Genomic DNA, 15,963 nt, shown 5'->3' on the forward strand with positions numbered 1-15,963 from the left:
GTCTAAGTGCGTTGGGAATATCTATACTTTGAGCAAAGACAGTGAAACAAGCTATTGCAGGAATCAAAAGGCAAATCATTAGCCTTGTAAAACGAAACCAAGCGCTCATTGTGATGGAGACCTCTTTACTGCGGGTAAGTGAATGAAGTGATTAACTGAAATTAAAACGGACGTTTTAACCTATAAGTCGGAGTATAAGTTTTATTGAACAGGGTTTCATCTTAATTTTGGGCAAAAAAAATCGGCCCATAGGGGGCCGACGAAGGGAAGTGCTAAAGATACGCACTTTTTTGGAACACTTTACAGTTACTTAACGTGTGTTAAGCAGAGAATTGAATCCTTTCTGACACCGCCTTTTTCATATCGCTTAAATCAGCATCTTTATCGCCAACAATCATTACATTGGCATGCTTCATTTTAATGCTCTCTCCATGGTACTGACCATCGGCAAACTCGCTTGGTACGGAGACATCTCCACGTTCAGGTACTACGAATACCGACATCTTGCCTTGCGGCGTATTCACGATCAGGTGAAGGCTTCTAACTGTGCTCAAATGGCAATAGTTTGCGACCTCTACACCGTCGAGCATTTCGCTAAAGCTGCCACCAAAGCTTGCTAGCTTTGCGTTAACCATGTTCAAATCAACAGGAAGCAACGAATGAGCGTGTTCCATTTCTGCGTACTGCATATGGGCAAGTGCTTGTCCGCCAATACTAAGCGGTTGGTGGTACCACATGGTAAGTCCGATACCTACAGTGAAAGCAACTGATGCAGCCATGGCTAAATACCAGCGACTTCTGCGTTTATAACGGGTGAATTCGTCTGCAGACTGCTGCCATATTAGCTTGCTTGCGAGATCCTCTGGTACATCGACTTTCAATGCTTGCTTTAATTGCTTATCTAACTGCTTTTGTTCATTCCAGAAACTGCGTTTACTTTCATCCGCTTTTGCCGCTTCTACAACATCACTGTCAGTCGTTTCTGGATCGGCGTAGATACGACGCCTAAATTCTAACTCATCCATTTACACGACCTCTCTGTTCATTTTGCTTCTCTAATGCCTCTTTTAGCTGATTCCTCGCTCTGAAAAGGCGAGTCATTACTGTGTTTTTGTTAAGCCCTAACTGGTTGGCGATCTCTTCGCCACTAAAACCGAAAATCAACTGGAGTATTAAGGGTTCACGATACTCCACACTCAATCCACCTAATAGTCGCTGAAGCTCTCTATCTTTCAAGTCCCCATCAGCATGCTGTGTGTCATCTTGAATATGGCAATCATCAATATCTACTGTGTCGAACTGTTTGCGTTCAAACCGACGGGCGTTTTCGCGGCGAAGAATGGTAATTAACCATGACTTTGCTGCTTTTTCATCATTTAGGGCGTCTAATGAGCGCCAAGCACGTAAAAAGGTTTCCTGAACAACATCTTCAGCAATGCTCTGGTCTTTGATAAGCCAAAATGCATAGCGGTAGATGTCGGCGTGAAATGCCTTTACTAATGCTTCATATCTTTGGTGTTTTGCTTTCATACCCGATAAGACCTGAGCATTATCAGATTTATTTCGCCCAAACATAAAAAAATCCAAAAACTTAATTTTTTCTCACTATGGCATAAAAAACGCGCCATTTCGTTAGCCGAAAGGCGCGTTTTCATTTTATTTCCAGTGATCAGAGCACCTAGTTCGAAAAGCTAGGCACGTTTTTGGGAAGTAATCCAAGCATTAATGTTTTCTTCTAAAATAGAAAGTGGGACTGGACCGTACTTCAACACCTCGTCATGGAAGCCTTTCCAATCAAACTTGTCACCAAGTTCAGCTTGGGCATGCTCTCTAAGTTCCATAATTTTAAGTTTACCAATCATATAGGCCGTAGCCTGACCTGGCATAGCAATGTAGCGCTCAATGGCTTTTTGCGCGTCGTATTCAGGGTTTGGCGTATTTTCAACAAGGTAATCTACGGCTTCTTCACGCGTCCATTTTTTCGCATGAATACCCGTATCAACCACAAGTCTGCAAGCGCGCCAAAGCTCCATGGCTAGACGACCGAAATCAGAATAAGGGTCTTTATAAAAGCCCATATCTTTTGCAAGTTCTTCGGTATATAGGCCCCAACCTTCTGTGTATGCGGTAAAGCTCAAGAATTTCTGGAATTGAGGTACACCTTCTAGCTCTTGTGCAATAGCGCGCTGCATGTGGTGACCTGGGATGCCTTCGTGATACGCCAGCGCCTCTAACTGATAAGTAGGCATTGCTTTCATGTCATAAAGGTTTGCGTAATAAATACCTGGGCGGCTGCCATCTTGCGCCGGGCTTTGATAAAACGCCTTGCCCGCAGACTGTTCGCGGAACGCTTCAACACGTTTAACAATCATTGGCGCTTCTGGAAGAATCCCAAAGTATTCAGGAATCGCCTCTCGCATGTCGTCTATGGCTGTTTTCGCCATATCAAGGTATTGCTGTCTACCTTCATCTGTTGAAGGTAGATAGAATTGCTCGTCTTCACGCATGAAAACGAAAAACTCTTGAAGGGTGCCTTCAAATTTCACTTGTTTCATAATGTCGCGCATTGCATCGTGTATGCGCTCTACATTGTCTAAGCCAATTTGATGGACTTCTTCAGCGGTTAGGTCCGTAGTGGTAAACCAGTTTAGACGATTCTGATACCATTGATCACCATTGGGTAAGCGCCACACACCATCGCCTTCAGGCGTGATTTCCCTTTGATGAGCGAGTTCTTCGATAAACTTCTCGTATGACGGCATGACTGACGTTACCAAAGCGGCTTTCGCTTCACCTAATAACGTCGTTTTTTCCGCCTCTGTAATATCCAGGCTATTTACTTTATTTTGAAAATCTTCCCAGATAGTTGAAGGTATTTCGCTAGAATCAAACGGTGCGCCGGTAATCACGTTTTTTGACGCATCAATCATTTGATCGTAGGCCCATGCAGGGGGGAATACGCCGGCTTTTTCGCGAACTTTCATTTGTTCGATAACTTGATCAAAGTACGTACGTACATTGTCTAGTCGTCCAATGTATGCCTTAGCGTCCTCTTTACTCTTTACGCTGTGAATGTTGATAAGGAAGCTAGGCACCTGTGTATGTGCGGCGCGGAACTGATGTACAATGTAACGGTGATGTCGAAATTCGTCGTTAGCTAAATCGCGCTCAATACCTAGTTTGTACAGGCGCAAGCTTAGCTGTTCCTGTTCACTTAACTGACTGGTGTCAAAACTATTAAGCTTTTCTAGTCGGTTTTTGGCGATAGCAATGCGAGCATCAGCTTCTTCGTCACTGATGTCATCCCATTTGTCATAGTCCCATTTTTTACCCAAGTAACTTTGAAATAATGGCGAACGCTTAAGATCTTCTTCAAAAGTACGTTCGAAGAACGCATTAAGGCGCTCTGATTCAGACTGCCCGGCTGGCTGTTCTGTTTTAATAGGTTCCGGCGCTGTTTTAGCGGTTTCACTTGCAGGAGAGCAAGCCGTAAGCGTGGTAATGGCCAACGCAATTGGCGTTAGCTTTACTAGTGTTTTCTTCATTATATTCCCCGTCGCGTTTAATTGATTATTTTTATGAGCTAAAGCTTCAAAGATTAATAAGCCTTAAAGAGGACAATAAGGCTCAAAGGGTCGACTGTTTCTCGAACGCAATCATTTCTGCTACGAAGCCCTTGTCACAGTGATTTAGCTAATTGCAAGGGCTTTCATTACGCAAATTCTAGTGTATTGGCAAATGAAATGCGTTTTATGAAGCAGGATATAAGGCAGATAGCGTGTTATTGTCCCCTTCACTTTTTTGCTTCCATTCGCTGCGGGCAAGCTTAGCTTCATGTGAAAGTTTATCTAAAGCTTTCATGACCTGTTTAGATTGGGTGCTAGCGTCAGCTTTATTGGCTGAAAAGCGCAGTGCATAGAGCTCATTAACACTAGCGTTGATTCCTTCAAACTGCGAAAGTTGCGCTTTACCCGAAGTTAACGCGTTTATCCACTGCTTAAGAGCAGACGTAAGTAAACGTGTGTCCTTTGCCTTTATTGCTGACATAAGGTTTTGAAACTGTGCTTTTTCATCCCACTGAGCATAAGAGTGGTGGCGCTGTACAGAGCCGGTTTTGTTAGTGATCCCAGGTCCCATAAACTGAGCCTGTTTAAGCTTTCTGTAGGTAACTAACCATCCTGTAAGCGCAATGATGAACAGCACAAGTAGTGCACCAGTTACCATCCGATTAAGCTGGGTATTTTCGTCAGAATTGACGTCACCTGAAGCGCTGTCTAATGGTTTATTCTCATTGCTAGCACTAGCGTTAGGCTGTTTTGCAGTTGACGGTATATCATTTTGAATATCTTCATTGCTTGCACTACTGATTGATGGAGTGTCTAAGCTATTCGGAGTATTGGCATTATTTGCGCCGCTCGCTGGCGCTACCGTAATTGAACGGGCGGGAATAGTGGCATACTCTGTTTGCTGAGTAAGCGTATTAAACCAAGGAATAGTAATTTCAGGTAAGACAAAATTACCTGGCTGCGTTGGAATGATCGCCAGCGACGTTTGGCGCTGTGAAATTAAGCTCTGGTCTTTTTCGACTGTCGTAGTATTAGATTGATCAGGGTACAGCTTAAAGTTTGGCGGATAAAACTCAGGAATATCAGGAAGCTGCTCTTCTACTACGCCCAATGCGGTTAGCGTAACAATACGGGTGACTGGTTCACCTGTTACAAAACTATCACCTTGTGGCCATTCTTCATCCACTCGCACCATTTCAGAAGGCAACCAAGGGTAATCTATCCCCTGAGGAATGGGCTTAATGTTCACCGTAATGTCGGGCCCAACCCGATTGATTTGCTGGGTGCGGTTGAAGAAGCCAAAACGTTGGTTAGTATTGGCAGCCATAACTTCGCCAGTGAAAATAGGGCCTCTTAGCGTGAATTCACCGGATGCTTGAGGTACAACGGCAAATTGACGCTCTATAATCTGATACCTTCTACCGTTTACGATATCTGTATACTGTTTATCTTCTCCTAGCTGGGTGATTTCCGCATTTTGCATTTCTGGCGCTTGTAGGCTGCCGCGCTCAATATTGCTAGAAAGAAACAGCTTAACCGTGTAAAGCAGCTGTTGATTTAAATAGGCCTCTTTCACGTCGATGTCAGTGGTAACAAAATAGTCTCGTGCGACATTACTTTGTTCTTGAACTGGTATTACTTTAACTTGAATAGGCTTGGTTGATTTACCTTCAATGGTTAATGAAGGAATGGTGAACGTGCCTTCCTTACGAGGAAATAACGTAGTGGTCCAAACGGTGGTGCGCTTGGTGTCGAAATTGACAATTGAGGTTTGGCTACTTACTGATGTTCTTCCGACCACAAAGTCTTTAAGCAGGGGAGAGCTGTCGAATGCATCTCTTTCCGCGCTGCCGTCTGCGGTAACCGTTAAGCGAATGGCTTCATCCAACATGACAGGGTTTCTATCAATGGTGGCTTCCAGCGAATTTACATCGGCATAAGCCGCCGTACTTAAGAGTAGGGTTAATAAAAAAACTATACGTGTAGACTGTAATAAGGCTCTCATCTACCAATCACTCCGGTTTGAAGGCATACGTTGACGCTGACGTTTTTGTGCTTCTAATTGCATTTTTCGTTTTAGTAGGAATGCAGGGTCGTCTGGCACGCGGCGCATTAAACTCTCCATTCGCTGCAGCTCTTCTTTTTCTGCGTCGGTAAGCTCGGCCTCTTGACCTTGCATTGCCTGTGCTTCCTGCTCTGCTTGTTGTTCGTCTTTTTGTGCTTGCGCGCTGTCACCTTGATCAGACTCTTCTTGTTCTGCATTTTGCTGCTGAGAGTCTGATGACTCGTTCCGACTGTTCATCTCGGAATCATCAGGCTGTTGTGAGTTATCTCCGCCACTTTGCTGTTCATCGTTAGCTTGGCTTTGGTCAGACTGTTGACCCTCATTATCGTCTTGCTGACCATTCTGCTCGTTTGAACCTTTCTGATTGTTCTGGTCCCCTGATTGCTGTTTGCTATTAGGGCTATCAGAGTTATCAGAGCTACCTTGGCCATTATCCTGCGAGTCACTCTGTTCGCCATCATCGCCATTTTCGTTCTGGTTTTGATCCTGATTCTGCTGTTGCTGCTGTTTCAGCAAATCCTCGACAATCTTTTTGTTGGTTCTTGCATCGTCGAAATCGGGGGCTTCTCTTAACGCCTGATCATATTTCTTAATAGCGTCTTCAAGCTTACCGAGTTTTGCCAGTGCATTGCCTTGATTGTAAAGACTCTCGGGACCAGGAATGCTTTTGAAGGCATTTAATGCACCTTCGTAGTCACCTGATTTATAAAGTGATGATGCTTTCCAAGTGTCGTCATTAAACTGATTAACGGCGTCTTTGTACTTGCCTCTTTGATAGCTGTTTAATGCTTCTTGGTCGTCATTCATAAATGGCGTTTGCCACCATGAGAGTGAATCAGGTTGATTTGCCATCTCCTTTGCGCTTTCCGGTGCGTCTATGTCTTGTGATGTGCCAGCAATTTCTGAGGGTTGGGCACGTTGCAAAGCATGGGCGTTTTTAATCATAGAGGGGCTAAGTAAACCCACCAACACGATGAAAACTAACCCGCGTTTGAATGCAAAGGCGGCAAATGGAAGAAGTATAAGTAGCAAGTAAGGTCCAACTTCTTTCCACTGGTCTCCTTGTAAATTACTCTCTTCTTCGTTCTCTTCGCTGTCGCTTTTATCTAGTAGAGATACCGAGGCGAGGGCATCAATGTCGGTGTCGTTTGATGTAAAGGATTCAAAGCGTCCGCCGCTCGTTTTAACCACACCTTTCACTGCGCCTTCATTTAACTTGGGAATAACGATGCTGCCGGTGAAGTCTTTCAAGAGCTCGCCGCTTTGCTGGCGAATAGGCGCACCTTCAGATGTCCCAACGGTAAGTGCATTTACTGTAAAAGGAATAGAAGCCACATACTCTTGAAGCTCTTGTTGTTGTTCTAACTCTATACCGTCAGTAATCCAGTAGATCATGCCTGAGTTATATCCGGCATTCGTGAGAAGCTCTGACGCACTCTCTATACCTAGGAGAGGGTCGCTGCCCGGAACGGGCATAATTTCCGGTGACAGGCTAGGGATTAGGGTTGTGATATTTCCTGCGTCTTCGGTTAAGGGGCTAATGACAAACGCATCGCCAGCGTAAGCAACCAAGCCCATTTCACCTTCACCAATAGCGTTGACTAGGTCTATCGCTTTATATTTAGCGCGAGTTAGCCTGTCTGGCGTCATATCGGTAGCGCGCATTGAAAGCGACATATCTATGACTATAACGTGTCCCATTTTCAACTGGTAAACCGGCTGCGGCAGGCGCTCCCATGTTGGGCCAGCGAGTGCTATCACACTTATAATCCACACAAGAGCAAGCATCCACATTGGAGGTTTTGCGCCCATTTCGTTTTTTCCAATCACCATGTATTGATATAGGTGAGAAGGGATCACAGATTGCCAGCCAGATTGCTTAGCCGTGGTTTTTCTAATTAAAAGCACAAGCAGCATCAGGGGAACGAGTGCGATAAACCATTCGGGGCGTAAAAAATGAAATTGGTTTAAGAAGTCGAATTCCATTACTTCGTCTCCCTATTTGTTTGCGCTGCTTGTATTGAATCAGCTGAGTTCGGGTGTGGCTGGGACGAGTTAATTCGTCTTTGTGCGAACCAACGAAATGTTGATAAAAGAACCGTCAAGAATGCCCATAGTGCTGACAGTAATATTGCCGCGCCAAGGGGATAGTAAAACAGTGCGCTCAATGGACGCATCTTACGCGTTTCACCTTCAATAGGCTCAAGCGCGTCAAGTTGTTGATAAATAGCTTGAAGTTCCTGGGCATTTCGAGCTCTAAAATATTGGCCGCCAGTGCTAGTTGCAATGTCGGTTAACATGCCTTCATCAAGTTCTTGCGATGGGTTTATTTGTCGGCTGCCGAAAAAGCTCTGGATTAGCATTTTATCTGCGCCCACACCAATAGTGTAAACCTTCACACCCTTATTAATTGCCAACTCCTTCGCCTGTTCGGGTGTAATATTCCCTGCAGTATTTTGCCCATCGGTAAGAAGAATTAATACGTTATTAGACTCTTCCCGTTCGTCAAAGCGCTTCACGGCTAAACCTATCGCATCGCCTATGGCCGTTTGTTCGCCAACCAACCCAATGACAGCTTCACTCAGAAGTGTAGAAACCGTATCTCTGTCATAGGTAAGCGGCGCTTGAACGTAAGCAGTATCGGCAAATAAGATAAGCCCAATTCTGTCGCCTACGCGACGCTGGATAAAGTCATAAACCACCGACTTAGTCATGGTTAAACGGTTAACTTGTCGGCCATTTAGCTGCATATCATCTATCTTCATACTGCCCGATAAGTCAACCGCCAACATCATTTCTCGACCTTCGTTCGGTATGCTGACAGGCTCTCCTAACCATTGAGGACGCGCGGCAGCCGTTACGAGCAGCAGCCATATTAAGCTACTTACCACTAGCGGAATTTTGTTTTGTTTCAATTGGGTTTGCTCTGACACTTCACCAGGTCGCAAACTAGGAACCCGCAATGCAGCCATAGGCATGTCTTGTGCTTTTTTAGAAAGCAGGCGTACGATAATAGGCAAGGGGAGTACAAAAAAGACCCACCACCAAGCAAAATTAAGCATGATGCGGCTCCTTGGCTTGTTTATCATGAGGGCTGCCATCGTTTAGACCGCCATCATTCACATCGCCGTAAGCCCCCTTGTTTTTTGGCAGTTTGGCTTTTGAAAGCCAGTTTTTTACTGCCCCCTTGCAGGTTTCAAAATCACTAGGGGTGGGGGTGGCTTGATAAACATTGCTTACTAACAAACCTAAATCACTTTCAAGTTTGCTATCACTACTTTTCAATGCAGAGGTTAAGAACGCTTGCCACTGTTTACCATATAACCCAGCCACTTGCTGAGTTGGGTAATAGCTCATCGCCGTGCGTTTTAGAATTGAGTTTAACGCTACGGGCCAATTGCTTTGTTGTGCTGAAATCGATTCAAGTAAGGCTAAAGCTTGCTTACGTGCCTTATTGTGACGTATGTGAGCAGTGATAGCTTTATTTAGGCAAAATAAGGCAAGTAAAACTACTGCGATTGCGACCCACCAACCCCAATCTAATGGCCAAATGTTGACCTCTGTAGGTACGTGTATATCGCGCAGTTGAGCAAGTGGGTCTTGCTGCTGAGGGGGCACTGGCATTTGATTTGCCAGCGGCATCGATTGAGCAGCTGATTTTGTGTAACTAGATAGAAAGTTTGATAAAAAATGGGTTGAAAGAATACTGCTCTGCATTAATTAAGCTCCAACCTTTGTTCTTGTTGCATACTTTGAAGCTGTTCGTCTAGGGGAAGACCCGCTGAAACACTGAATCGAGCAATATTGTTTTTACGCAAGGTGCTATAAATCGCGCTGTTGTGTTCACTGCGCCATTTTTGATATTGCTGTTGCTCGGTATTGTCGCCTAACACCCAGCGTTGTTGGTTTCGGCCATCAGAAACGCTGACGGTTTGTAATGAACTGGTTTGTGGCAAGGCGTGTTCTATTGGGTCGTTAATTACGATAGCCCTTACTTCACAGTGTCGTGTTAAGTGACTCAAGTGTTGAATAGCTTGGGTACTTAAATGCTGAAAGTCTGACACGAGATAAACCAGGCTCCCCGGCCTTGCTAGTCGTCTTGCCCTAGCACACGCATCGGCAAAAGCTTGTTCGTCTTGGTCTTTGTCCGGCTCAGATTGCGCGCTCTGTTCGTGCAATGCCATAAGTTCATGACACACGTGCAACACGGCCTTTTTGCGAGTTAGTGGTTTAATTTCTTTGTGCTGTTGCTGATTAAATACCAGTGCGCCAACTTTATCGCCACGAGCGGCAGCAGACCAGCTTATTAATGAAGATACATGCGCGGCTTGCACCGCTTTAGTAAGCAGCTGCGTGCCAAATGCCATTGAAGGTAGGTAGTCACAGAATAGAAAAACCGGGCGCTCTCGCTCTTCCCGATACACTTTAGTGTGAGTTTTACCCGTGCGCGCAGTAACGCGCCAATCAATAGCGCGAATATCATCACCGGGCTGATAATGCCGGGCCTCATCAAACTCCATGCCTCGGCCTTTGTGCTTGGTGAGATAACTTCCAGCAAGTTTAGCTTGTGGCATACGTTTAGGCGCCAAACTAAACAGCTTAGCTAACTGCTGGTAGCGTAATAATTCTGCTGTAGACAACGAGACGCCATTACTTTGCAGCTTGTTTAGCTGCGCTTGTACATTCACCATAGCTTAAGGGACTGCGACAGTTGCAACAATCTTATCAAGTACGTCGTTAATCGTTACGCCTTCAGCCTCGGCTTGATATGACAGAATAATGCGGTGGCGAAGCACGTTGTGAACCACAGCTTGAATATCATCAGGGCCAACAAAATCTCTGCCGCTAAGCCATGCGTGAGCGCGTGCACAGCGATCTAGACTGATGGTTGCTCGAGGGCTTGTTCCCATCGCTATCCACTGGCCTAATTCCGCGTCAAAATTTGCAGGCTGACGTGTGGCCATAATCAATTGAACTAAATACTGTTCTAACTCAGGCGCCATATACAAAGACAACGCTTCTTTACGCGACGTAAAAATATCGTCTTGAGTTAGCGTTGGTGGCGTAACAGGCGGTTCTGAGAGGGCTTCACCTCGCGTTAAACGCAATATCTCTAATTCTGTCTCGGCGCCAGGATAATCGATGTCCACGTGCATTAAGAATCGGTCTAGCTGTGCTTCAGGTAGTGGATAAGTTCCTTCCTGTTCTAGCGGGTTTTGCGTTGCCATTACTAAAAATAGCGGAGGAAGAGGGTAGGTTTTACTGCCTACCGTAATTTGACGTTCCGCCATGGCCTCAAGCAAAGCCGATTGCACTTTTGCTGGTGCGCGGTTGATTTCGTCGGCTAGCACTAAGTTATGAAAAAGCGGCCCTTTTTGAAAAACAAACTCACCGGTTTCGGGGCGGTATATGTCTGTACCGGTTAAGTCGGCAGGCAAGAGGTCAGGGGTAAATTGTACGCGATGAAAGTCGCCGTCAATACCATTAGCAAGTGCATTTATTGCGCGTGTTTTTGCAAGCCCAGGAGGACCTTCTACCAAAAGGTGGCCGTCGGCCAAAAGAGCGATAAGAAGGCTTTTGGTTAACGCGTGCTGACCAATAATCTGCTGGTCTAAATAAGCGTGTAACTGTTGAAATTGCGCTGCTGCCATAATGCAAAATTTCCGTTTGAGTTCTCGTTATCAGAAAGTGTCATTTGAACGATAGATTTATTAAATACCTTACAAAGTGATCGCTTAGCTAAAAAGTAAATTACATATTAATTTAGATAGCTCTAGCCCGTCACAATGACACAAAACAGACTTTCATTTCCATATAAGGTTCATTCTATCTTTCTTCAAGTCGTCAAACAGTAATAAAAATGCGATATGCGGTTGGATGCAAAGCAAGCTTTTTAAATTTCGATAGCATAAAACGGTCAAAATTTGTAAACAGGGCAAACTTTAGTTTCATTTATATTGCCCTTAACCCTGCATTATTTGCTATTTTGTTCATTGTTTGTAAAAATCGGGTTTATTACAGGTCAGACCACTTTGGGGCGATAAGCTCAAACGGAAGTCGGTCATTAATTTAGGTGCATTATGGCAACAAAACAATCAGTTACTACCCGAGAGGGTGATCGCATCGCCATTGTCGCGGGGTTGCGTACTCCGTTTGCGAAAATGGCTACATATTTCCACGGTGTTCCGGCTGTTGATCTAGGTAAAATGGTCGTAAACGAACTTCTCGTTCGCCATGGTGTTCAAAAAGAATGGGTTGACCAGGTTGTCTACGGTCAAGTAGTACAAATGCCTGAAGCGCCAAACATTGCGCGCGAAATCGTGCTTGGCACGGGCATGAATATTTATACCGACGCTTACAGCGTATCTCGCGCATGTGCGACGAGTTTTCAATCTACGGTTAACATCGCAGAAAGCATGATGGCTGGTACGGTACAAGTAGGTATTGCTGGTGGTGCTGATTCAACGTCGGTATCACCTATTGGGGTTTCTAAGAATTTAGCGCGTGCGCTGGTTGATTTACAGAAAACCAAGACCCTTGGCCAAAAGCTAAACATCTTCAAGCGTTTAAGCTTAAAAGACCTAGCGCCTGTTCCTCCTGCGGTAGCAGAGTACTCAACCGGTTTGTCGATGGGACAAACGGCAGAGCAAATGGCGAAAACGCATCAAATATCTCGTGAAGAACAAGACAAGCTCGCACACCGCTCGCACAGCCTAGCCGCTGAAAGCTGGGAAGCAGGCAAGCTGTCTAGCGAAGTGATGACCGCTTATGCTGAACCGTATAAAGGTGCGCTTGAGCGCGATAACAACGTACGTTTCGATTCTAAGCTTGAAGGCTACGCGAAACTTCGCCCAGTATTCGATAAAAAGTACGGCTCGGTAACAGCTGCAAACGCTACACCGCTTACCGATGGCGCCTCTGCAGTGCTTATGATGACAGAAAGCCGAGCGAAAGAGCTAGGTTATACGCCGCTTGGTTACATTAAGAGCTACGCGTTTTCGGCAATTGATGTTTGGGAAGACATGTTAATGGGACCGTCGTACGCGACACCAATTGCGCTAGACCGCGCAGGCATGACGCTAAACGACCTAACGCTGATTGAAATGCACGAAGCGTTCGCAGCGCAAACCTTGGCAAACGTTAAGATGTTCGCAAGTGACAAGTTCGCTAAAGAGAAACTTGGCCGCGACAAAGCGACGGGCGAAATTGATATGGACAAATTCAACGTAATGGGTAGTTCAATTGCTTATGGTCACCCGTTTGCTGCAACCGGTACACGCATGATTACGCAAATGCTTAACGAACTAAATCGCCGTGGCGGTGGTACAGGCCTTCTTACTGCATGTGCTGCGGGTGGTCTTGGTGCCGCAATGATTGTGGAGACAGAATAATATGAGTCAGGAACAAGAAATGACAAATGAAGTTCAGCCAACATCAGGCGCATTTACGTTAACTAAGCAAGATAATGGCGTTGCTATTCTTAGCATGGACGTACCTGGCGAGAGCATGAATACGCTTAAAGCTGAGTTTGGCGATGAGATATCTGCCATGCTTGATGATATTGAACGCGACAGCAGCATCAAAGGTGTGGTGTTAACAAGCGGCAAGCCAAGCTCATTCGTAGCAGGTGCCGATATCACCATGCTAGCAGCGTGTAAAACTGCGGAAGATGCCACAACCATAGCCGCTGGCGGTCAAGCCATTTTCGATAGAATTGAGAACATGAAGGCTACCTTCGTTGCGGCTATTCACGGCCCAGCGTTAGGCGGTGGTTTAGAGCTAGCATTAGCGTGTCACTACCGTGTATGTACCGATTCACCTAGTACTCAGGTAGGTCTACCGGAAGTGCAGCTTGGCTTGTTGCCAGGCAGTGGTGGTACTCAGCGCCTTCCTCGCCTAATCGGCATTCAGCAAGCGATGAAAATGATGCTTACTGGGTCTCCAGCACGCGCTAAGCAAGCTAAAAAGTACGGTATTGTAGATGATGTGGTCCCTCACAGCGTTTTGCTAAAGGTAGCTGAGCAATTTGCGCTTAAACGCAAACCAGAACGTGAAGCGCCGCAGAAGAGCGTAATGGACAAAGTGTTAGAGAAGACCGGCCCGGGCCGTAACATGATGTTCAAAAAAGCGCGCGAAGCGACATTTGCCAAAACCAAAGGTAATTATCCAGCGCCAGGTTACATTATTGATGTAATTGAAACGGGCATGAACGAAGGGATGAAAGCGGGGCTTAAAGCCGAGGCTGAAGCCTTTGGTAAGCTTGTTATGACGCCGGAATCTTTCCAGTTACGTCAGATTTTCTTCGCTACGACAGAAATGAAGAGAGAAAACGGCGTTGAAGGTGTTAAACCTGAAAAAATGAAGAAAGTCGGTGTGCTTGGCGGTGGTTTAATGGGTGGTGGTATCGCCTATGTAACGTCGACCAAAGCCGGTGTACCTGTCCGTATTAAAGACGTGCGTGCTGAAGGCATTGCCAATGCAATGAAATATAGCTATGACATCTTAAATAAAAAGGTGAAGAAGCGTTTCATGCGCAATAGTGAAATGCAGAAACAGTTAGCGCTTCTTACCGGTACGCTAGATTATAGCGGCTACCAAGATGCTGATATCGTGGTTGAGGCGGTTTTCGAAGATCTAGACCTTAAGCAGAAAATGGTGGCGGATATTGAAGAGAACTGCAAAGAAAGCACGATCTTCGCGTCTAATACGTCGTCTATTCCAATTACACAAATTGCAGCTAAAGCAGCACGTCCTGAAAACGTGATTGGTCTGCATTACTTCTCTCCAGTAGACAAAATGCCTTTGGCCGAAGTAATTGCTCACGATAAAACGTCTGACCAAGTCATTTCATCGACGGTTGAATTTGCTAAAAAGCAAGGCAAAACACCGGTTGTTGTTAAAGACGGTGCGGGTTTCTACGTAAACCGTATTTTGGCACCTTACATGAATGAAGCGGCAAACCTTATTCTTGACGGTGAGCCTATTGAGCATATCGATAAATCGTTGGTTAAGTTAGGTTTCCCTGTAGGTCCTGTGAAACTACTTGATGAAGTGGGCATTGACGTTGGCACCAAGATCATCCCATTCCTTGTAGAGGCGTTCGGCGAGCGCTTCACTGCGCCAAGTGCTTTCGATAAAGTACTTGCAGACGGCAGAAAGGGTAAGAAAAACCAAAAAGGGTTTTATTCTTATGAAGGCAAAAAATCAGGTAAAGAAGTGGACGAGTCAATCTACGAACTACTGGGTCTTTCACCTTCTGCTAAGTTAAGCGAAAAAGAAGTTGCTGAACGCTGTGTATTAATGATGCTTAATGAAGCAGCGCGCTGTTTAGACGAAGGCGTTATCCGTAATGCCCGCGACGGCGACATTGGCGCTATCTTCGGTATTGGTTTCCCTCCATTCTTAGGCGGCCCGTTCCGCTATATGGATACACTGGGAATTAAACACGTTGTTGCTCGTTTAAACCATTATGCTACTGCTGTAGGTGATAAATTTGCACCTGCTGAAGTGTTAGTAAAAATGGCAGAAAACGATCAAAAGTTTTACAGCTAAGTTTATAAAATGTTAAAAGCCGGGCATTGCCCGGTTTTTTTATGTCTAATGGGTATTTTTGCTGGTTTATTGTTCTATTTTGGGTAGAATTCCTGCGGTTAAAAAATGAACGTGTCAAATTGTTGGCGTCAATTATCAGTAAGTTAAATTGAATAATTGATGGGGACAAGTAACCCCACGTAACTAGGTCAAACAGGCGGAGGCAGTGTGATTTCACTCGTAGTATTAAGCGTTATCTTTTCTCTATATTTTTATGTAGAAGCGTTTAAATGGGGAATGAGCGCGAAAAAGTGGGCGATAGCGGGTTTTGTGTTAGGTCCAATCTTACTGCCCATGTTCTCAATCTCTCGCCATATACATTGGCGCAATGCGGTGGGGTTTAATAACCTTTACATTGCTGCGTAGTCTTTCCTAGCGGTCTGCTGAAATAAGTAAGTGTGGCGTAAAATACAGGTATAAAAAAAGAGAGCGTTGCTCTCTTTTTTTGGAAATTCTAAGGTATCTCTTAAAGACCAATACCGTAACCGCCACCACCCGTCTTAGGGCGAACTGTTTGTGGTTGAGTTACTGTCTCTTTTTGCGACTCAGGAGCTTGTTTAGCGCCTTCTTGCTTGTCGGCAGCAACTGGGGTAGCGGTAGAAAGTACTAGTGCAACTGCGTACTCTTTTAACATGTTAATTTCCTCTGATTATTTTGAACGAACAAACAAAACCGATTTTTTATATTTGTCATCGGTATCTAATACTTAGCTAAATGTGTGCCAAAAATAATGTTTTTTAA

Annotated in this window: 13 protein-coding genes; 3 read left to right on the top strand and 10 right to left on the bottom strand. The window is 45.1% G+C overall.

Annotation, left to right across the window (positions count from 1 at the left end; all coding sequences use genetic code 11):
• Positions 1–320 precede the first annotated feature (320 nt).
• The 9 genes from BIZ39_RS00275 to BIZ39_RS00315 form a co-directional block, all read right to left on the bottom strand.
• Complete coding sequence (locus BIZ39_RS00275; RefSeq protein ID WP_014948800.1) at positions 321–1,025, bottom strand: DUF3379 family protein; 705 nt, start codon at positions 1,023–1,025, stop codon at positions 321–323.
• Positions 1,018–1,575, bottom strand: coding sequence for a sigma-70 family RNA polymerase sigma factor (locus tag BIZ39_RS00280; protein ID WP_039233340.1), 558 nt, complete (start codon positions 1,573–1,575; stop codon positions 1,018–1,020). The genes BIZ39_RS00275 and BIZ39_RS00280 overlap by 8 nt, the downstream gene beginning before the upstream one ends.
• A 116-nt stretch (positions 1,576–1,691) precedes the next feature.
• Positions 1,692–3,545, bottom strand: a complete 1,854-nt coding sequence (locus BIZ39_RS00285) for a DUF885 domain-containing protein (RefSeq protein ID WP_187446092.1) — start codon at positions 3,543–3,545, stop codon at positions 1,692–1,694.
• Positions 3,546–3,750: 205 nt separating this feature from the next.
• On the bottom strand, positions 3,751–5,571 hold the full coding sequence (locus BIZ39_RS00290; RefSeq protein WP_187446093.1) for a BatD family protein: 1,821 nt from the start codon (positions 5,569–5,571) through the stop codon (positions 3,751–3,753).
• Positions 5,572–7,617: a vWA domain-containing protein gene (locus BIZ39_RS00295; protein WP_187446094.1), complete on the bottom strand. Its 2,046-nt coding sequence runs from the start codon at positions 7,615–7,617 to the stop codon at positions 5,572–5,574.
• A complete protein-coding gene (locus tag BIZ39_RS00300) occupies positions 7,617–8,693 on the bottom strand; it encodes a vWA domain-containing protein (RefSeq protein WP_187446095.1) in 1,077 nt (358 codons plus the stop codon). The genes BIZ39_RS00295 and BIZ39_RS00300 overlap by 1 nt, the downstream gene beginning before the upstream one ends.
• Entirely contained in the window at positions 8,686–9,348 is a 663-nt protein-coding gene (locus tag BIZ39_RS00305; RefSeq protein ID WP_187446096.1) for a DUF4381 domain-containing protein, read from the bottom strand. The genes BIZ39_RS00300 and BIZ39_RS00305 overlap by 8 nt, the downstream gene beginning before the upstream one ends.
• The gene (locus BIZ39_RS00310) at positions 9,348–10,322 is read right to left on the bottom strand and encodes a DUF58 domain-containing protein (protein ID WP_049585850.1); all 975 of its coding nucleotides are present in this window, start codon (positions 10,320–10,322) and stop codon (positions 9,348–9,350) included. Before BIZ39_RS00310 ends, BIZ39_RS00305 begins: the two co-directional genes overlap by 1 nt.
• Positions 10,323–10,325: 3 nt before the next feature.
• The gene (locus BIZ39_RS00315) at positions 10,326–11,282 is read right to left on the bottom strand and encodes an AAA family ATPase (RefSeq protein ID WP_014948808.1); all 957 of its coding nucleotides are present in this window, start codon (positions 11,280–11,282) and stop codon (positions 10,326–10,328) included.
• Between the two features lie 429 nt (positions 11,283–11,711).
• Here BIZ39_RS00315 and fadI point away from each other — a divergent pair, with 429 nt between their 5' ends.
• The 3 genes from fadI to BIZ39_RS00330 all read left to right on the top strand — a co-directional run bounded on the left by fadI (position 11,712) and on the right by BIZ39_RS00330 (position 15,588).
• Positions 11,712–13,022: an acetyl-CoA C-acyltransferase FadI gene (fadI, locus tag BIZ39_RS00320; protein WP_187446097.1), complete on the top strand. Its 1,311-nt coding sequence runs from the start codon at positions 11,712–11,714 to the stop codon at positions 13,020–13,022.
• A 19-nt stretch (positions 13,023–13,041) separates the two neighbouring features.
• On the top strand, positions 13,042–15,183 hold the full coding sequence (fadJ, locus tag BIZ39_RS00325; RefSeq protein WP_187446133.1) for a fatty acid oxidation complex subunit alpha FadJ: 2,142 nt from the start codon (positions 13,042–13,044) through the stop codon (positions 15,181–15,183).
• 207 nt (positions 15,184–15,390) lie between these two features.
• The gene (locus tag BIZ39_RS00330; protein WP_136780893.1) at positions 15,391–15,588 is read left to right on the top strand and encodes a hypothetical protein; all 198 of its coding nucleotides are present in this window, start codon (positions 15,391–15,393) and stop codon (positions 15,586–15,588) included.
• 100 nt (positions 15,589–15,688) lie between these two features.
• On the opposite strand, the gene BIZ39_RS00335 is transcribed toward BIZ39_RS00330, so the two are convergent.
• Positions 15,689–15,856, bottom strand: coding sequence for a hypothetical protein (locus tag BIZ39_RS00335; RefSeq protein WP_168532690.1), 168 nt, complete (start codon positions 15,854–15,856; stop codon positions 15,689–15,691).
• Between the last annotated feature and the right edge of the window lie 107 nt (positions 15,857–15,963).

It is taken from the genome of Alteromonas sp. BZK5 (genome assembly GCF_014349115.1).
In the GTDB taxonomy this organism is placed as follows: Bacteria; Pseudomonadota; Gammaproteobacteria; order Enterobacterales; family Alteromonadaceae; genus Alteromonas; species Alteromonas macleodii.